This window comes from Pantoea sp. CFSAN033090, assembly GCF_001264395.1.
GTDB classification, from domain to species: domain Bacteria; phylum Pseudomonadota; class Gammaproteobacteria; order Enterobacterales; family Enterobacteriaceae; genus Pantoea; species Pantoea agglomerans.
Window position 1 is genome coordinate 159,521 of record NZ_LGYX01000008.1, and the last position, 15,237, is coordinate 174,757.

General features: G+C 56.6%; 12 protein-coding genes. 8 read left to right on the forward strand and 4 right to left on the reverse strand.

The window, feature by feature from the left end; genetic code table 11:
• Positions 1-118 precede the first annotated feature (118 nt).
• The 4 genes from AFL22_RS09955 to AFL22_RS09970 all read left to right on the forward strand — a co-directional run bounded on the left by AFL22_RS09955 (position 119) and on the right by AFL22_RS09970 (position 5,097).
• Complete coding sequence (locus tag AFL22_RS09955; protein WP_010246833.1) at positions 119-1,021, forward strand: LysR substrate-binding domain-containing protein; 903 nt, start codon at positions 119-121, stop codon at positions 1,019-1,021.
• 199 nt (positions 1,022-1,220) lie between these two features.
• A complete protein-coding gene (locus tag AFL22_RS09960) occupies positions 1,221-2,672 on the forward strand; it encodes a sugar porter family MFS transporter (RefSeq protein WP_022624569.1) in 1,452 nt (483 codons plus the stop codon).
• A gap of 346 nt (positions 2,673-3,018) precedes the next feature.
• A complete protein-coding gene (gene pagP, locus AFL22_RS09965) occupies positions 3,019-3,579 on the forward strand; it encodes a lipid IV(A) palmitoyltransferase PagP (protein WP_010246837.1) in 561 nt (186 codons plus the stop codon).
• An 18-nt stretch (positions 3,580-3,597) separates the two neighbouring features.
• The gene (locus tag AFL22_RS09970) at positions 3,598-5,097 is read left to right on the forward strand and encodes an alpha/beta fold hydrolase (RefSeq protein ID WP_052271304.1); all 1,500 of its coding nucleotides are present in this window, start codon (positions 3,598-3,600) and stop codon (positions 5,095-5,097) included.
• 39 nt (positions 5,098-5,136) lie between these two features.
• Here the strand turns inward: AFL22_RS09970 and AFL22_RS09975 are convergent, their stop codons facing one another.
• Positions 5,137-5,991, reverse strand: a complete 855-nt coding sequence (locus tag AFL22_RS09975; RefSeq protein WP_052271305.1) for an aldo/keto reductase family oxidoreductase — start codon at positions 5,989-5,991, stop codon at positions 5,137-5,139.
• Between the two features lie 95 nt (positions 5,992-6,086).
• Here AFL22_RS09975 and AFL22_RS09980 point away from each other — a divergent pair, with 95 nt between their 5' ends.
• A complete protein-coding gene (locus tag AFL22_RS09980; RefSeq protein ID WP_052271306.1) occupies positions 6,087-7,049 on the forward strand; it encodes a LysR family transcriptional regulator in 963 nt (320 codons plus the stop codon).
• Here AFL22_RS09980 and AFL22_RS09985 read toward each other — a convergent pair.
• On the reverse strand, positions 7,014-11,558 hold the full coding sequence (locus tag AFL22_RS09985; RefSeq protein WP_052271370.1) for an ATP-dependent helicase: 4,545 nt from the start codon (positions 11,556-11,558) through the stop codon (positions 7,014-7,016). The genes AFL22_RS09980 and AFL22_RS09985 overlap by 36 nt on opposite strands.
• Positions 11,559-11,667: 109 nt before the next feature.
• Positions 11,668-12,858 carry an MFS transporter gene (locus AFL22_RS09990; RefSeq protein WP_052271307.1) on the reverse strand — a complete coding sequence of 397 codons (1,191 nt, stop codon included), beginning with the start codon at positions 12,856-12,858 and terminating at the stop codon, positions 11,668-11,670.
• A gap of 152 nt (positions 12,859-13,010) precedes the next feature.
• On the opposite strand from AFL22_RS09990, the gene AFL22_RS09995 reads away from it, so the two are divergent.
• The 3 genes from AFL22_RS09995 (at position 13,011) to AFL22_RS10005 (ending at position 14,330) form a co-directional block, all read left to right on the forward strand.
• On the forward strand, positions 13,011-13,283 hold the full coding sequence (locus tag AFL22_RS09995; RefSeq protein WP_022624564.1) for an antitoxin: 273 nt from the start codon (positions 13,011-13,013) through the stop codon (positions 13,281-13,283).
• Positions 13,283-13,648, forward strand: coding sequence for a type II toxin-antitoxin system PemK/MazF family toxin (locus AFL22_RS10000; protein ID WP_029519587.1), 366 nt, complete (start codon positions 13,283-13,285; stop codon positions 13,646-13,648). Before AFL22_RS09995 ends, AFL22_RS10000 begins: the two co-directional genes overlap by 1 nt.
• Positions 13,649-13,937: 289 nt before the next feature.
• Positions 13,938-14,330, forward strand: coding sequence for a VOC family protein (locus AFL22_RS10005; RefSeq protein ID WP_052271371.1), 393 nt, complete (start codon positions 13,938-13,940; stop codon positions 14,328-14,330).
• A gap of 123 nt (positions 14,331-14,453) precedes the next feature.
• On the opposite strand, the gene AFL22_RS10010 is transcribed toward AFL22_RS10005, so the two are convergent.
• Positions 14,454-15,071, reverse strand: coding sequence for a pyridoxamine 5'-phosphate oxidase family protein (locus tag AFL22_RS10010; RefSeq protein WP_010246855.1), 618 nt, complete (start codon positions 15,069-15,071; stop codon positions 14,454-14,456).
• Positions 15,072-15,237 lie beyond the last annotated feature (166 nt).

A 15,237-nucleotide genomic window follows, 5' to 3' on the forward strand; every position in this document is an offset into this window, starting at 1 on the left:
ATATTGGCAATGCAAAAAAATTCATTTGATGCTGAATGAATTTGTTGGTTTGATGCAGTTAACAATTCTGCGATTTAAAAATGGGCACACATCACAAAATTCCAGTGTGGAGAGGCGGATGGAAAAGCAGTCTGATCACTTACCTTCGATTAAATCACTGCGGGTTTTTGAGCAGGTGGCCCATTTTGGTAATGTCGCGCGTGCGGCCGAGGAATTAAGTATTACGCCTTCGGCGGCCAGTCATCAGCTGGCAAAACTGGAGCGTGAACTTGGCTGTATTCTGTTTAATCGTTCGGCAAAGGGCGTAGTGCTGACGCTGTCGGGTGAGCATTACCTCAGGGAGATTGGTCCGATACTGCTGAGTCTGACGCAGGCGACTGCACGCATCAGTAACGAGAAAGCCCGCAGCAACCTCAGGATCCACTGCGCGCCCAGTTTCGGTCTGCTGTGGCTGTTGCCGCGCATCCATAAATTTCGCGACAGCTATCCCGAGTTTCAGCTCACGCTCTCCTGCTCTTACGAGAATTTATCTTTCAGCCGCGACAATATTGATATTGCGATACGCCATGGATTCCCGGACTGGAACTCATTCGAGATTAAAACGATCCGCCACGAAAGAATGTCGGTGCTGGCCTCGCCTGAGTATCTGAAAAAACATCCTGTTAATCAGGCCGCTGATTTAATTCATCATGCGCTGATATTATCGGAGTCGCCGCTTATTCAGTGGCCGCAGTGGTTTGCTTCTCAGCAATTACCTCAGCCAGATAAAGAGTGGTTATTTCGCTTTGATCGCTCTTATATGAGTCTTGAGGCGGCGATGTTAGGCCACGGTCTTATATTTGAAAGTGAATTGCTGGCGGAGGATTATCTGCGCAGTGGAAAACTGGTCAGAGTCTTGTCCGAACAGGAGAGTCTGCCCGTCAGCGCCCATCATCTGGTCTTCCCGCGTGGATTTGCCCAGTTTCCCCGCGTCGCGCATTTCCTGAGCTGGATCCAGCAGGAACTGAAAGTGTTAACCTAATGTTAAAATAACTTTCACGACGTCATTATTGCGCTGGTTTATTTATCCGGTTAACTATCCCTGTTATAAAAATCGCATTGCTAAAGCTAACTTTTAAATACCGTCTACACTTCTTTACCCACTCGGTAAATATGTTCCATTTCTATTCCGTATGAAATTTAATAAAACGGATGTTTAACTAATTAATGGCAGGGATATTATGAGTACGAATACACCAGACTCTGGTGAAGCGGGCGATCACGCGCCTGCGGATACGGTACGCCAGCGTATTTTTTTAGTGGTACTGGTTGCCACTATGGGCGCGCTGGCTTTTGGTTATGACACCGGGATAATCTCGGGTGCGTTACCCTACATGACCTCACCACCCGATCAGGGTGGACTTGGACTGAATTCATTCACTGAAGGGCTGGTAGCCTCTTCGCTGGTGTTCGGTGCCGCGATAGGCTCTTTCCTGAGTGGTTTCTTCTCTGACCGGTTTGGCCGGCGTATTACACTACGCAGCCTGGCGGTTATTTTTGTGCTGGGTTCACTGGGAACAGCGCTGGCGCCTTCTGTCAACGTCATGGTGGCAATGCGCTTCCTGCTGGGGATTGCTGTCGGCGGCGGTTCCTCTACCGTGCCGGTGTTTATCGCCGAAATTGCCGGACCGCGCCTGCGTGCGCCGCTGGTCAGCCGCAATGAGCTGATGATCGTTACCGGACAGCTCATTGCTTATGTTGCCAGTACGCTGCTGAGCTATCTGCTGCATGATGAGCACCTGTGGCGCTACATGCTGGCAATTGCCATGGTACCGGGTCTTTTGCTGTTTATCGGCACGTTCTTCGTTCCCGCCTCACCTCACTGGCTGGTGGCGGAAGGGCGTCTGAAAGAGGCTAAAAAGATCCTGAAGTATCTGCGTGAAACGCCGCGTGAAGTGCGCCATGAGATGGCGCAGATGAAGAAGCAGGCGAGAGCGGCGGAACGTGGGCCGGATGCGAAAACCCTGATCCGTGAGAAGTGGGTGATTCGCCTGATGGTTATCGGCGTCGGTCTGGGCTTTGTTGCCCAGTTCACCGGGGTAAATGGTTTTATGTATTACACCCCGATCATCCTTAAACAGACCGGACTTGGCACCAGCGCCTCGATTGCCGCGACCATCGGTAACGGCGTGGTCTCAGTGGTGGCGGCGATTGTAGGTATCTGGGCGGTTAGTCGCTTCCCGCGCCGGACGATGCTGATTACCGGCCTGTGTCTGGTGGTAGCTTCGCAGATTATGCTGGGCAGCGTGATGACCTTTATCGCTCCCAGCCTGATGCAGAGCTACCTCGCCCTGGCCTGTATTCTGCTGTTCCTGTTCTGCATGCAGATGTGCATCTCGCCGGTCTACTGGCTGATGATGTCGGAACTGTTCCCGATGCAGTTGCGCGGCGTGTTAACCGGCGGCGCTGTCTCACTACAGTGGATCTTTAACGCGATAGTCGCCTTTGGTTTTCCACCGATAATGGAATATGCCGGCAGCACCACCTTCTTTATCTTTGCCGCGATTAACGTCGGGTCGCTGATCTTCGTGATGGCGATGGTGCCAGAGACGCGGGGCAAAAGCCTGGAAGAGATTGAGTCACACATGAAAGAGAAGTTTGGTGAAAAGCCAAAAGAGGCTGAAGCCTCCTGAGTCTCCCACCGGATTCAGCCCACCGGCTGAATCCGGTTTTACCTCCTTATCGCCTTATCTTGTTACCTCCTTATCTTCTTACTAACCGTTGCACCGCATTTCCCCGTCCTTATCCTCACTAAGTACCATCAGACAACATTCACTGTAATCAGTCATTTTTCCTCGATTAATTTTAAGTCAGGTTCTGGCGATTTCAGCCTGAAATCGCCAGAACCTGACTGAATGAACTGTCGCTAATGTCTTAAGAAATTCCCGGTTAAGCGAAGCATGACCGCTGACAAAGATTGCCTCAGGCTCTGCGCTATACTCATTTTTCATCTGCTCCGCACGCTGACCGGTACGCACTATGAAAATTTCAACCACGACGGCAGTTTTTGCCGCATTGCTGACTGCTGCGCCATTGCATGCTGAAAACACACCAATCTCCTCCTGGTGGAATGGATTCACTGACGATGTTGCGCAGACCTGGAACGCGCCTCAGCATACCGATCTCTACCTGCCATTTATCAGCTGGCACGCCCGCTTTATGTACGACAAAGAAAAAACCGATAACTATAACGAGAATCCCTGGGGAGGCGGTCTGGGCATTTCCCGCTATAGCGACAGCGGCAACTGGAGCGCGCTTTATGCAATGGCTTTTAAAGACTCACACAATGAGTGGCAGCCGATTGTCGGCTATGGCTGGGAGAAGGGCTGGTATCCTGGTTCGAATCAGGACTTTCGTCTTGGCGCGGGATTAACCGCCGGTATCACCGCACGCGAAGATTTTGGTAACTATATTCCGCTACCGATTATTCTGCCGCTGTTCTCTGCCGGTTATAAGGCGCTGAATGTACAGTTCACCTATATTCCGGGCACGTACAATAATGGCAACGTGCTGTTCGCGTGGTTTCGCTATGCATTTTAATTTTTCAGGAAAGGATTTATGACCCGGAGGTGGAAAACCGTCACCCGCAGGCTCTGGCGTCTTGCGATTGTGTCTGGAGTATTGTTACTGCTGCTACTGATTATTCGAATCTATGAAGCGGAGCGCGGGCCGGAGTTACATCGCTGGCACACCTGGGTCCCGCATGAACTGACAGTGGAACAGCTTGATAATGCGACCTATGCCGACTACCTCAAGGCCGAAAATCAACTGTTCGACGAGATGAAGCAGCAGGTCAGCGACCGGCTGGATGCGGAAGAAAAAACACCACTCAACCGATACTATGCCGGCAGCATGATCTATCCGAGTCATTTCGCGCAGGACTGGAACCGTTCCTATATTCTGCAACCGACGGGCAGGCCGCGCGGTGCGGTGGTGCTGTTACATGGACTGACCGACAGTCCTTACAGTCTGCGGCATGTGGCAGAGGCTTACCGTCAGCAGGGTTATGTGGCAGTGGCGGTACGGTTACCGGGTCACGGTACGGTGCCTTCGGGTCTGACCGATGTTGACTGGCAGGACTGGATGGCCGCCACACGCCTGGCGGTGCGGGAAGCGACCCGGCTGGCGGGCACGCAGACGCCGCTGCATCTGGTGGGTTTCTCGAACGGCGGGGCGCTGGCGGTAAAATATGCGCTCGACAGCCTGGGCGATCACACGCTGCGTCGTCCGCAGCAGTTGATTCTGTTATCGCCGATGATCGGTGTGACTCGTTTTGCCCGGTTCGCAGGTGTTGCCGGGTTGCCCTCTGTTTTTCCTGCCTTTTCGAAAACGGCCTGGCTGAATATTGTGCCGGAGTTTAATCCGTTTAAATACAACTCTTTTCCGGTTCACGCTGCCCGGCAGACCTATTTGCTGACGCAAGCGCTGCAGAAAGAGATCCTGCAATATGCGCGTAATCAGCAGCTCTCCGGTTTCCCGCCCGTGCTGACCTTTCAGTCGGTGATGGACTCCACCGTCAGTACGCCTTCGGTCATCCGCTCGCTCTATAATTATCTGCCAGTGAACGGCAGCGAACTGGTGCTGTTCGATATCAATCAGGCGGTCAGCGTCAGTCCGTTATTCCGCCACTCCTCATATACCGCGGTTAATCAGCTGTTGCCTGCGGCGCGTCGGAATTACTCATCCACAGTGATCACCAATGCCTCCGCCACCTCGCTGGAAATGGTGACAAAAAGCATTCCCGTGGGAGAGATGCATGAACGGATTCAGCCGCTGGCAATTGCCTATCCGGCGGGTCTCTACTCGCTGTCGCACGTTGCGATTCCGTTCCCGGCCGAGGATGGGTTATATGGCAGTGCGCCCGCGCAGAAGAATGAGTTTGGTATCAGTTTTGGGACGTTGTCACTGCGCGGCGAGAGTGCAGTGCTGATTGTCGGGCTGGACTCAATTATGCGCGCCACCTCTAACCCGTTTTATCCTTATATGATTAACCGAATCGATCACCACATCAGTTGTAGCGACAAGCCGCAACTTGCGGCCTGCCTCAGCAGTTTCTGAATCAGTACAGCATCAGGCCCGCATCGTGCGGGCCTGATGTTAAATAGCGTTCAGCATTTCCATCACATCATCCGACAGTTCCAGGCTGTCGCTGGCAAGATTCTCTTTAAGATGTTCCGGGGAAGAGGTGCCTGGAATCAGCAGAATATTTGGCGATCGCCGCAGCAGCCACGCAAGTGCGACCTGCATCGGCGTGGCATTCAGGGATGCAGCCACTTCATTAAGCTGATCCGACTGCAACGGAGAGAAGCCGCCCAGCGGGAAGAACGGCACATACGCAATTCCCTGCTGCGCCAGCTGATCCACCAGCTCATCATCCTGTCGATGCGCCAGGTTATACATATTCTGCACGCAGACAATCGGCGTCATCGCCTGAGCTTCTGCGATCTGCGTGGCGGTAACGTTACTCAGTCCAATATGGCGAATCAGTCCGCGTGCCTGTAACGCCAGCAGCGCCTCCAGTTGTGGCTTAAGAGAGCCTTCTTTGGGCCTGGCCGGATGCAACATACTGCGCAGGTTCACCACTTCAATCACATCCAGCCCCAGGTTGCGCAGGTTATCTTCAACTGCCTGCTTCAGCGCCTCTGGCTCCATCGCCGCCAGCCAGCCGCCTTTGGCGTCGCGTCGGGCACCCACTTTGGTGACAATGCAGAGATCCTGCGGATAGGGATGGAGCGCCTTTTTAATCAGCTGGTTGGTTTCGTGCGGACCATAAAAATCGCTGGTGTCGATATGATTAACGCCTGCCGCGACAGCATCGCGCAAAACCTGGATTGCCCGGGCTTCATCTTTTACCGGGCCGAACACGCCCGGCCCGGCCAGTTGCATTGCGCCGTAGCCGATACGGTTAACTTCACGATCGCCTAACGTAAAAGTCATGGTGGTGTTTGACATGAAAACCTCCTGCGTGAATGTAGATCAATTGTAACGGTGATTCAGCTGTGCAACTATCCGGTGAAATCAGGACAGACTGTACGGAGTGATGCACAATGGCGATCGATATGGCGCTGCTGGATGCCGTCGTGGCGGTGGCAAAAGCGGGAGGGTTTCGGGAAGCGGCACGCGTCACCGGCAGCAATGCGTCACGCCTGAGCGATGCGGTACGACGGGCGGAACAACAGCTGGGTATTCGTCTGTTTCACCGTACCACCCGCACCGTGGTGTTAACCGAAGCGGGCAGGGCGCTGATGGAACGTCTGCTGCCCGCGATCAATGAAGTTAACGCCGCGCTGGATGCGGTGAATCGCTACCGAAACACCCCTGGTGGCACGCTGCGGCTGAATGTGCCGGTCAGTGCTACGCGGCTGGTACTGCCCGCGCTGGTGCCGGAATTTTTGCAGCGTTATCCCGACATCCGGCTGGAAATTGTGGCGGAGAGCAGCGTGCAGGATGTCTTTCGTGACGGTTGTGACGCCGGGATTCGTTATGATGAGCGGCTGGAGCAGGATATGGTGGCGATGCCCATTGGCCCCAGACAGCAACGGTTCGCGCTGGCGGCTTCTCCGGCTTATCTGGCAGAACATGGCCGACCGGAACATCCGCGCGATCTGATCCATCATCGCTGTCTGCGTGGCCGTTATGCCAGCGGCCTCATGGCTGACTGGACCTTCAGCCACGAGGGCGAAGAGATCAGCGTTGAAACCAGCGGGCCGCTGGTGGTTTCGGTCGGTGGCGCAATGGATCTGGCGGTGGAGGCGGCCATCGCCGGAAGCGGCGTGATATATCTGTTTGACGAGTGGCTCAGGCCAGCCCTTGACAGCGGCAGGCTGGAACCGCTGCTGCAACCCTGGTGGCTGACTTTCTCCGGTCCGTGGCTCTATTACAACGATCGCCGCCTGATCCCCGCCCCGCTTCAGGCATTTATCGACTTTGTGCGCGAAAAAAACGGACGCGAAAAAAACGGGCGCGAAAACAACTCAGCTATACCAGCTAAACCCCTGTGGCACCCGTGAAAATCCGGCATGTCGCAACGCGTTAAGCAGCGGGGACCGCGAAACCGGTTCACCATCTACCTTCTCAAGCGTGAAACTCGCGGGCTTTTCACGCTTCAGTGCCAGGCCCAGCGCCGCCACCGCGACCTGCTGCAGCGCGGGATCGTCGATGAATGTCAGCAACTCTTTGCCTCCGGGCGTCAGATAAAGCACCAGCGCGCCGCCTGCAATCACCACGCGGCCCCCCTGACGGCGTGTCGGGCGGATGCCGCTGGCGTGAAGCGGCCAGCTCAGCAACGCGCCAAACGGATTCGCCGGGTCCGGTGCGGCCAGCGCCAGCGCCAGCGCCACCGCCTCTGTCGCGGTCAGCGGCTTTTCTGCCAGCTCCCGCAGCCGCTCAATGGTGTTATGGTCGGCAAACTGCGCGCCACCCGCACCAGCGACAAACCGGCCACGCAGCAATCGTCCGGCATCTTCCATGCTGCGTAATACCGGCTGTAACGCCGGGAATCCTCCGGGGATCTGCTCCGATATCGCGCTACCCCGGCTGATCACCCCATAACGGTCGAGAAGATTTTCCACCAGCGACAGGGCCAGCCGGGCAGGATCAATCTCCTGTCGGTTAATCCGCGACCAGCGACCAGCCAGCGTGTTGACCGCCGGTCGGCGTGCAGAAAGTGCGCCCGGGGTGAAGCGCTGACCAAAACGGGTGCGCAGGGTACGCGCGGGACGTGAACGGGGGGCGCCTGGCGTGGTCAGCAGCCCACGCACCGCAATCCAGCTATCGGCAGTGACATAGCCCTGCCACACCAGTTGCCACAGGGCAGCATAAATATCGGTGGTTTGCGTCTCTGCCTCGTCCATCTGTGCCATGATCTCATGAACAAACCACGAGCCACCCCGGCTCAATGCGTCGAGAGTCGCCTGCTGAATCGGCGTCAGAGGCTGCGTAGTGTCAATCATCGGCAGTGTTTCAGCGGCATATTCCGTGAGGTGCAGCGAGATCAACCCATCATTCTGACCCAGCGCTTTGTGTCCGCACCAGGTAACCTCGCCACTGGCTAACAGTTCATCGAGCATCGCGGGCTGATAGTCGGCTATCCTGGCGCGCAGGATTTGTGACTCCCACAGCGAGGCCGGTAGCGGCACGCCCGCAAGTTGCTCAACTACCCGCAACAGCCCGTTAACCCCGTGATGCTCTTCACGCTGCGTGTTAAGCACACCGTGACGCTCCAGCAGCAGGTTGATCCAGGCGGCAGGTGGAACAGGCCGGGTTGCTTCACGTGCTGATTGCAGTGAACGTAAGCGTAACCGTTTGAAGATCTCTGTGGAAACCCACTCCGTTTCCGATGCGCCCTCTGGCGAACCCACATTGAGCAGGTTGCCCTGCTGATGCAGGGAAAGCAGCACCTCATTCACAATGGCCACACCCAGACCAAAATACGTGGCCAGCTGTCGGGCAGTGAACAGGGTATGGGTTCGGGCGTAGCGATTAATGAGATCGCGTAGCGGATCGGCCTGCGGCTCCAGAAATGTTCCGGGCAGATCGTCAGGCAGTACAACGGCCAGTGCATCGCGCAGGCGGGCTGCATCTTCAATGATTGCCCAGCGCTCTTCACCGGCAAGGGTGATCGGGATCACTCGCTGCGCGGCCGCGAACTGCGTCATGGCTTCCGCGATCTGCTGGCCGTTGCCACTGAAACGTGCCGCAATACCGGCAACCGGGAGCGGGCCAAGATCGCGCAGCAGATCGATAATGCCTTCGGCGTGCTGCGCCTGATAGCGGGAATCAATGCGCTGCAGTTCCTGTTCAACCTGTTCAACGACGTCAGGTGCCAGTAAATCACGCTTGCTGGTCTGGCCGAGCAGCTCACCCAGCAGATTACTGTCGAGCGCCAGCAGTGAGGCGCGCCGTTCTGCCTGGGGGGCGTCGCTGGCGTAAATAAACTCTGCAACATAGCCAAACAGCAGCGGCGCGGCAAAAGGGGAGGGCTGTTCGGTCGTCACCTCGACCAGCTTTACCTTTCCCTGTGCCATCTGTTCCATCAGCTGGTGCAGGGCAGGCAGATCGTAGACATCCTGCAGACATTCGCGTGCGGTTTCGATAAGGATGGGGAAATCGTCATACTGTCGTGCAACTTCCAGCAACTGACCGGCGCGCAGCCGCTGCTGCCAGAGTGGCGAACGTTTGCCCGGATTACGCCTCGGCAGCAGCAGAGCGCGTGAGGCACATTCACGGAAGCGGGCGGCAAACAGCGCCGACTGACCGACACTCTCAGTGACCTCCCGGGTCAACTGGTCGGCGTCGAACATAAACAGGTCAGCGCCGGGTAATACTCCCTCGCTGTCGGGAAAGCGGGCCACGATGCCGTCATCGCTGGCCGCAACAGAAGCATCAATGCCCAGGCGTTGCTGGATTCGGGCGGCAATCGCCAGCGCCCAGGGCGCATTGACCCGCTTTCCCCAGGGCGAATGCAGGATCATCCGCCAGTCGCCGATTTCGTCACGGCAGCGTTCGATCAGCAATGTGCGATCGTCCGGCAGTACGCCGGTCGCGGTGCGTTGTTCAGCCAGCAAAGCCAGCAGATTCGTAACTGCGCGGGCATCCAGCCCCAGCGCGCGCAACTGCTCCTGCGCGTCTACCGGTGAAGCCGCACTCAGATGACGCAGAAACAGCCCGAGGCTGGCACCCGAATCGGCCGAGCGACCCACACCTTCTCCGCGCCAGAAAGGCAGACGAGCCGGACGGCCTGGCGCAGGCACCACCAGTACCTGGTCGTGGGTAATCTGCTGAATCCGCCACGACGTTGCGCCCAGGGTAATAATGTCATTGACCCGCGACTCATAGACCATCTCTTCATCCAGTTCGCCGACACGGCGTGAGCCAGCCTGCTCTTCGCCTTCCGGCAGGATGACGCTGAACATGCCGCGATCGGGAATGGTGCCGCCGCTGGTCACGGCCAGATGCTGAGCGCCGGGTCGCGGCGTCAGCAATCCGCTCTGACGATCCCACACCAGCTGCGGCCGCAGCTGAGCAAAAGCGTCTGAGGGAAACTTACCCGCCAGCATATCGAGCGTGGCATCAAACAGCCGACGCGACAGAGTGCGAAACGGATCGGCCCGACAGACCTGCGCATACCAATCATCGACCTGTAAGGGATCCATTGCGACGGCCGCCAGGGTTTGCTGCGCCAGAATATCGAGCGGGTTACGCGGCGGAGCCAGCGCATCGAGCTGGCCCGCACGCATCGACTGCAATATGACGGCCGAATCCAGCAGATCGCGCCGGGTGCGCGGAAACAGGATGCCGGTTGATACGCCGCCAACCTGATGTCCGGCGCGTCCCACGCGCTGCAGTGCACTGGCGACTGAAAGCGGTGCGCCCACCTGGATCACCAGATCCACCGGTCCCATATCAATGCCAAGTTCCAGACTGGAAGTCGCCACTACGCAGCGCAGTCTGCCCAGCTTCAGTGCGGCTTCAATCTCGCCTCGCTGCTCCTTCGAGACGGACCCGTGGTGCGAGCGGGCAATAAGATCGTCACTGTCGTCCGGTTCTGCATCCCGATCGCCAGCGGCTGTCTGCTGCGCCAGATAACGCGCATTGAGCCGCGCAGTCAGCTTTTCCGCCAGGCCACGCGAATTCACAAACACCAGCGTGGCGCGATGGGACATGACCTGCTGCAGAATGCGCGCTTCAATGTGCGGCCAGATCGAACCGCTGGCAGAGGTGGCTTCACCGGTCAGGTCATCGGGGCTGGCGATATCGGTCATATCTTCGACCGGAACCTCGATGGTCAGGTGCAGCGTCCGATCGGCGGCCGGATTAACGACCTGAACGGGCTGACAGCCGCCAAGGAAGGCGGCGACCCGCTCAACCGGTCGTACCGTAGCGGAAAGCCCGATACGCTGGGCGGGCTGTGGCAGCAGCGCATCCAGCCTCTCCAGGCTCAGCGCCAGCTGGGAACCCCGCTTCGATCCCGCCACCGCATGCACCTCATCGACGATGACCGTGGTCAGGCCCTGCAGCGTCGTTCGCGCTTTTGAGGTCAGCATCAGAAACAGTGATTCGGGTGTGGTGATCAGGATATCGGGAGGGCGGCGCACCAGCCTGGCGCGCTCTGCACCGGGCGTATCGCCGGATCGCATTCCGATATTCAGAGTGATCTCTGGCTCATTCAGCGCCTGCCGCTCAGCGTAAACGCCTGCCAGCGGCAGATTCAGGTTGCGCTGTACGTCCGCGGCCAGCGCTTTAACCGGTGAAATATAGAGAATGCGAGTGGTCGTTTCACGTGCAGGTGAGGGCTGGGTGGTTCGGAACTGAAACAGCGTGTCGATGGCGGTGAGGAAGGCCGCCAGCGTCTTCCCTGAACCGGTCGGGGCGATCACCAGCGCATGTTCTCCGCTGGCTATCGCCTGCCATGCCGCCTGCTGCACCGGCGTGGGTGCAGCAAAGGTGGCAGAAAACCAGCGTCGTGTGGCGGATGAAAACCGGGCTAAAACCGCATCAGATTGGGATTTCGACATCATACTCACGGTATCACGCAGCAACTGCGCCTGAAATTAATCCGTTGAGTGTAAGTGAAAATTACCGTTTGTGGATGACGCGGCAGATATCTGGCCGCGTCGGGCGCGTTTATTAACTGGCCGCTCCGGCTAAAGCGCGACCTCTGATCGCCAGTAGCGACACCAGTGCCAGCACGATGATGGTCATGCCATATAACCAGGCGGTCTGGTTCAGCCCGATATGCGGCGCTGCCATTCCGGCGGCAATCGCAGGCAGGGCAAAGGCGAGATAGCTTTTGATCAAAAAGGCGGAGAACAGTCCGGCGCGTTCATGACTTTCAGCTAACTGCATAATGATCTTCAGCACGCTGGAGAAAATCGATCCAAATCCCTGACCCGCAATGGCAGTGCCGAGATAGAGCCAGGCCACGCTGTGCAGAGAAAGGCCCGCAAGCGTGACGCTGACGCCCACTATCAGCATCAGCGTACCGATAACTAATGCCCGCGCAGGCGGTAACGGGCGAAAGAGAAATACTGCTGCCGTTGCGCTCAGCATCAGCGTCGCCACAATCGAGCCGCCGATAAAAGGCGAGGTCAGGCCGGTTGCGTTCGCCACCATTGAGGGCATCAGTGAAAGGTAAAATCCGCCCAGCATCCAGGTTGCGATATTAACCGGCGTCACCATTAACAGCGGGCCCAGCGCGCGTCGCGGTATGCTGACCTGAGGTCGCAGTGCGGCCAGAACACCCGGCTGAGGCGCAATGGTTTCTGGTATTAGCGGCAACAGCGCCATGGCAACCAGCATCAGTATCAGCAGCAGCGCGTAAAGCGTCACCGTGGGAAAGGGCGCAAAGGTGACCAGTATGCCGCCCGCCAGCGTGCCCAGCGTCATCCCCAGAAAGGCGGTGAATGAGTTCAGCAGTGGCCCACGGGTTTTACTGGCGTCAATCAGGCTGGCACCAAAGGTCGGTAAGGCAATACCGGTTGCAAAGCCCTGCACCAGCCGGGCGGCGATTAAGGTCGCCGCAGAACCGGCAGACATAAAGATCACCAGCGCGACCGCATTGATCGCCAGCGCCAGCAGCATCAGCGGGCGGCGGCCGGTATAGTCGGACACTTTACCCACCGTGAGTAGCGCGGCCAGCAACGCGAAAGCATAGGCGCCAAAGATCAACGTCAGCATGGTCGGCGTCAAATGGAACAGGCTGCGATAAAGTGGGTAGAGCGGCGTTGGCGCACTGCTGGTGGCGGAAATCAGCGCCGCACCGGTAAAACTGAAAAGCGTGGTGCGGGCAGCAGCCTGAGGCGTCAATGTGGGGTTCATGGAAATCACCTTAATGCAAAGTATTAGCTTTTAATAAGGTATACGTCTATCTGTACCTTAATGCAATATCTTTGCTTTAACCTATTTTGCTGTGTGACTTAGTGTCACCCTGTGGTAAGCTTTGTGTTACTAAGTCACACATGGGAGGAGATATGGCTTCAACAAGACTTCGTCAGCAGGGCGGGGCGGTCGTGCTGACTATCCCCAGCGAGATTGCTGCCAGAGCGGGCTGGACCGTTGGCATTGAGCTGGACGTCACCGCAGAAGGCGAATCCGTGAATATTGTGCCGGTAACGCGTGTACCACGCGGTCGCCGCACAGTTGCTCAGTTGCTGGCCGGTATCGATCAGCAGGAAATTCAACAGTATAACGAAGAGGCCGCCGACGGGCTGAACGACGCGCCGCAGGGCAGGGAGCATATCTGATGGTTTCAAGGAGAGTGCCGCAGAAAGGCGAAATCTGGCACGTTAATGGCGATCCGGTTGAAGGGCGAGAGTTTAAAGGGCCGCATTATTACCTTGTTATCTCGCAACGGGAGTTGGTTGCGGCTTTGGGAACGGCAGTTTGCGTGCCGGTAACAAGTGGCGGCGGCGCATCACGCTCACAGGGCGTGACCGTTTATCTGGACGGTAACAGCACAGATACCGGCAAAGTGACCGGCGTGGCGCTGTGCTATCAGGTGCGCTCGCTTGACCTGACTGCGCGCAGGGCAAGCTATGCCGCCACCGTTGAGCCACATGTTATGGATGAAATATTGTCTTTGGTCGTAGATCTTATCGACCCGCGGTAAATCAACACTGGCTGACAGTTAAAGCTTAATAATTATAAATTCCTGGAAAGCATAAAGGTCTGGTCCATATTGTAATTGTGTGACCTGATGCAAGCGTTACAACCCCAAATGGGGCTCGTTTATGCTAACTCACATCCGCTCTCCCTTTGCCTGCGCTTTGTCTCTCCGGGCCGCTTTCCTGCACTCTTCTCTGTCCGTTTCCTGATACGTGTTGTTATGTGCTTTGCGGGTTGTTTATCAATAATATTTCGGCGAGTCTCACTGTTAATAACAATCAGGGAGCCAGATGATGAAGATAGCTGAGATCGATCATATCCATCTCTACGTTGAAAATATTGAACAGGCAGAAAAGTGGTACAACGAGATCCTGGGCTTTGAACGCGACCCTTCCCTGTACTTCTGGTTTGAACGGGGTGGGCCGCTGGTCATAAGAAATAACAGGGCATCACTCTCTCTTTTCCTGCGAAAATCTCAGCCAGCAGGCCATACGGTGGCTTTCGGGGTGGCAGCCTCATCTTTCAACGAACTTATGCCTGTACTCAGTAAGAATAAAATCCCTTTCAGCGTCAGCGACCATGACGTGTCGATGTCCGTCTATTTCAGCGATCTCAGCAATAATAAAATTGAAGTGACCTCTTACGACTACCTGCATGCAAAGCAGATACTGGAGAGCTTTGCGTAACGCTATCGCTGTTTGCGCTTAGAGGCGTGACTGCAGGCGCACGATGATCTCCGTTCCGAAAGTATAAGTACTTCACTCATCGGCACGCCGGATGAAGTGAAGCCTCCTGGCCCTGAACGGCGATCAGTAAAGTGAGTTCTTCAATCTCTCAGGCAGCGCTTTGTCGTAGGCATCGCCATCAATCTCTGCAATCTGTTTGAGGATCGAACCGGTGCTGGGCAACGACTGCCGTGAGATCTGCGTTTCGGCATCCCATAATCCGGAGCGAATAATCGCCCGGCTGCACTGAAAGAAAACGCTCTCCACAGTGATGCGCAATACGGTTTTTGGCAGCTGATTGTTGATGGCAAAGCGCTCAAGTAGCGCCGGGTCGGTGCTGATCGCTGCCGTGCCGTTCACGCGCAACGTCTCGCCAATGCCAGGGATGAGAAAAAGCAGCGCTACCCGATTGTCATGCAGAATGTTGCGCAGGCTGTCGATGCGGTTATTGCCGCGTCTGTCGGGTAATAACAGGGTCTTGTCATCTTCGATTTCGATAAATCCGGCCGGATCGCCGCGCGGTGAAACATCCAGTCCCTCAGGTCCCGACGTTGCCAGCGCCACAAAAGGCGAGGCGGCGATAAACGGACGATAGGCGGGATGAATATGATCGGTTTCTTTAGCGACAGAGGGCCGGGCGACCGTGCCGTAAAGACCTTCAAGTTCGGTAAGTTCAGTGATAATGCTGCTCTGTTCAGACATTTTTGCACTTTCCTTTCACTATTCAGATCCTCATAACGCTGAAGGTGAGACTACACAGACCCGACGCGCCAGTTTAAGCAGCACTTTAACACCCATGCAGCGTATTCAGAACCCGTGCGCCACCCTTTATGGCAATCGCCCCAGGTGAATCCGTCTTCCCGCCGCG

Bases quoted from the DNA above. Each gene is read 5' to 3' on its own strand.
- AFL22_RS10010 (WP_010246855.1), bottom strand. From the start codon at position 15,071: ATGTCTGAACAGAGCAGCATTATCACTGAACTTACCGAACTTGAAGGT.
- AFL22_RS09960 (WP_022624569.1), top strand. From the start codon at position 1,221: ATGAGTACGAATACACCAGACTCTGGTGAAGCGGGCGATCACGCGCCT.
- AFL22_RS09970 (WP_052271304.1), top strand. From the start codon at position 3,598: ATGACCCGGAGGTGGAAAACCGTCACCCGCAGGCTCTGGCGTCTTGCG.
- AFL22_RS09985 (WP_052271370.1), bottom strand. From the start codon at position 11,558: ATGATGTCGAAATCCCAATCTGATGCGGTTTTAGCCCGGTTTTCATCC.
- AFL22_RS09990 (WP_052271307.1), bottom strand. From the start codon at position 12,858: ATGAACCCCACATTGACGCCTCAGGCTGCTGCCCGCACCACGCTTTTC.
- AFL22_RS09975 (WP_052271305.1), bottom strand. From the start codon at position 5,991: ATGTCAAACACCACCATGACTTTTACGTTAGGCGATCGTGAAGTTAAC.
- AFL22_RS10005 (WP_052271371.1), top strand. From the start codon at position 13,938: ATGAAGATAGCTGAGATCGATCATATCCATCTCTACGTTGAAAATATT.
- AFL22_RS09995 (WP_022624564.1), top strand. From the start codon at position 13,011: ATGGCTTCAACAAGACTTCGTCAGCAGGGCGGGGCGGTCGTGCTGACT.
- pagP (WP_010246837.1), top strand. From the start codon at position 3,019: ATGAAAATTTCAACCACGACGGCAGTTTTTGCCGCATTGCTGACTGCT.
- AFL22_RS10000 (WP_029519587.1), top strand. From the start codon at position 13,283: ATGGTTTCAAGGAGAGTGCCGCAGAAAGGCGAAATCTGGCACGTTAAT.
- AFL22_RS09980 (WP_052271306.1), top strand. From the start codon at position 6,087: ATGGCGATCGATATGGCGCTGCTGGATGCCGTCGTGGCGGTGGCAAAA.
- AFL22_RS09955 (WP_010246833.1), top strand. From the start codon at position 119: ATGGAAAAGCAGTCTGATCACTTACCTTCGATTAAATCACTGCGGGTT.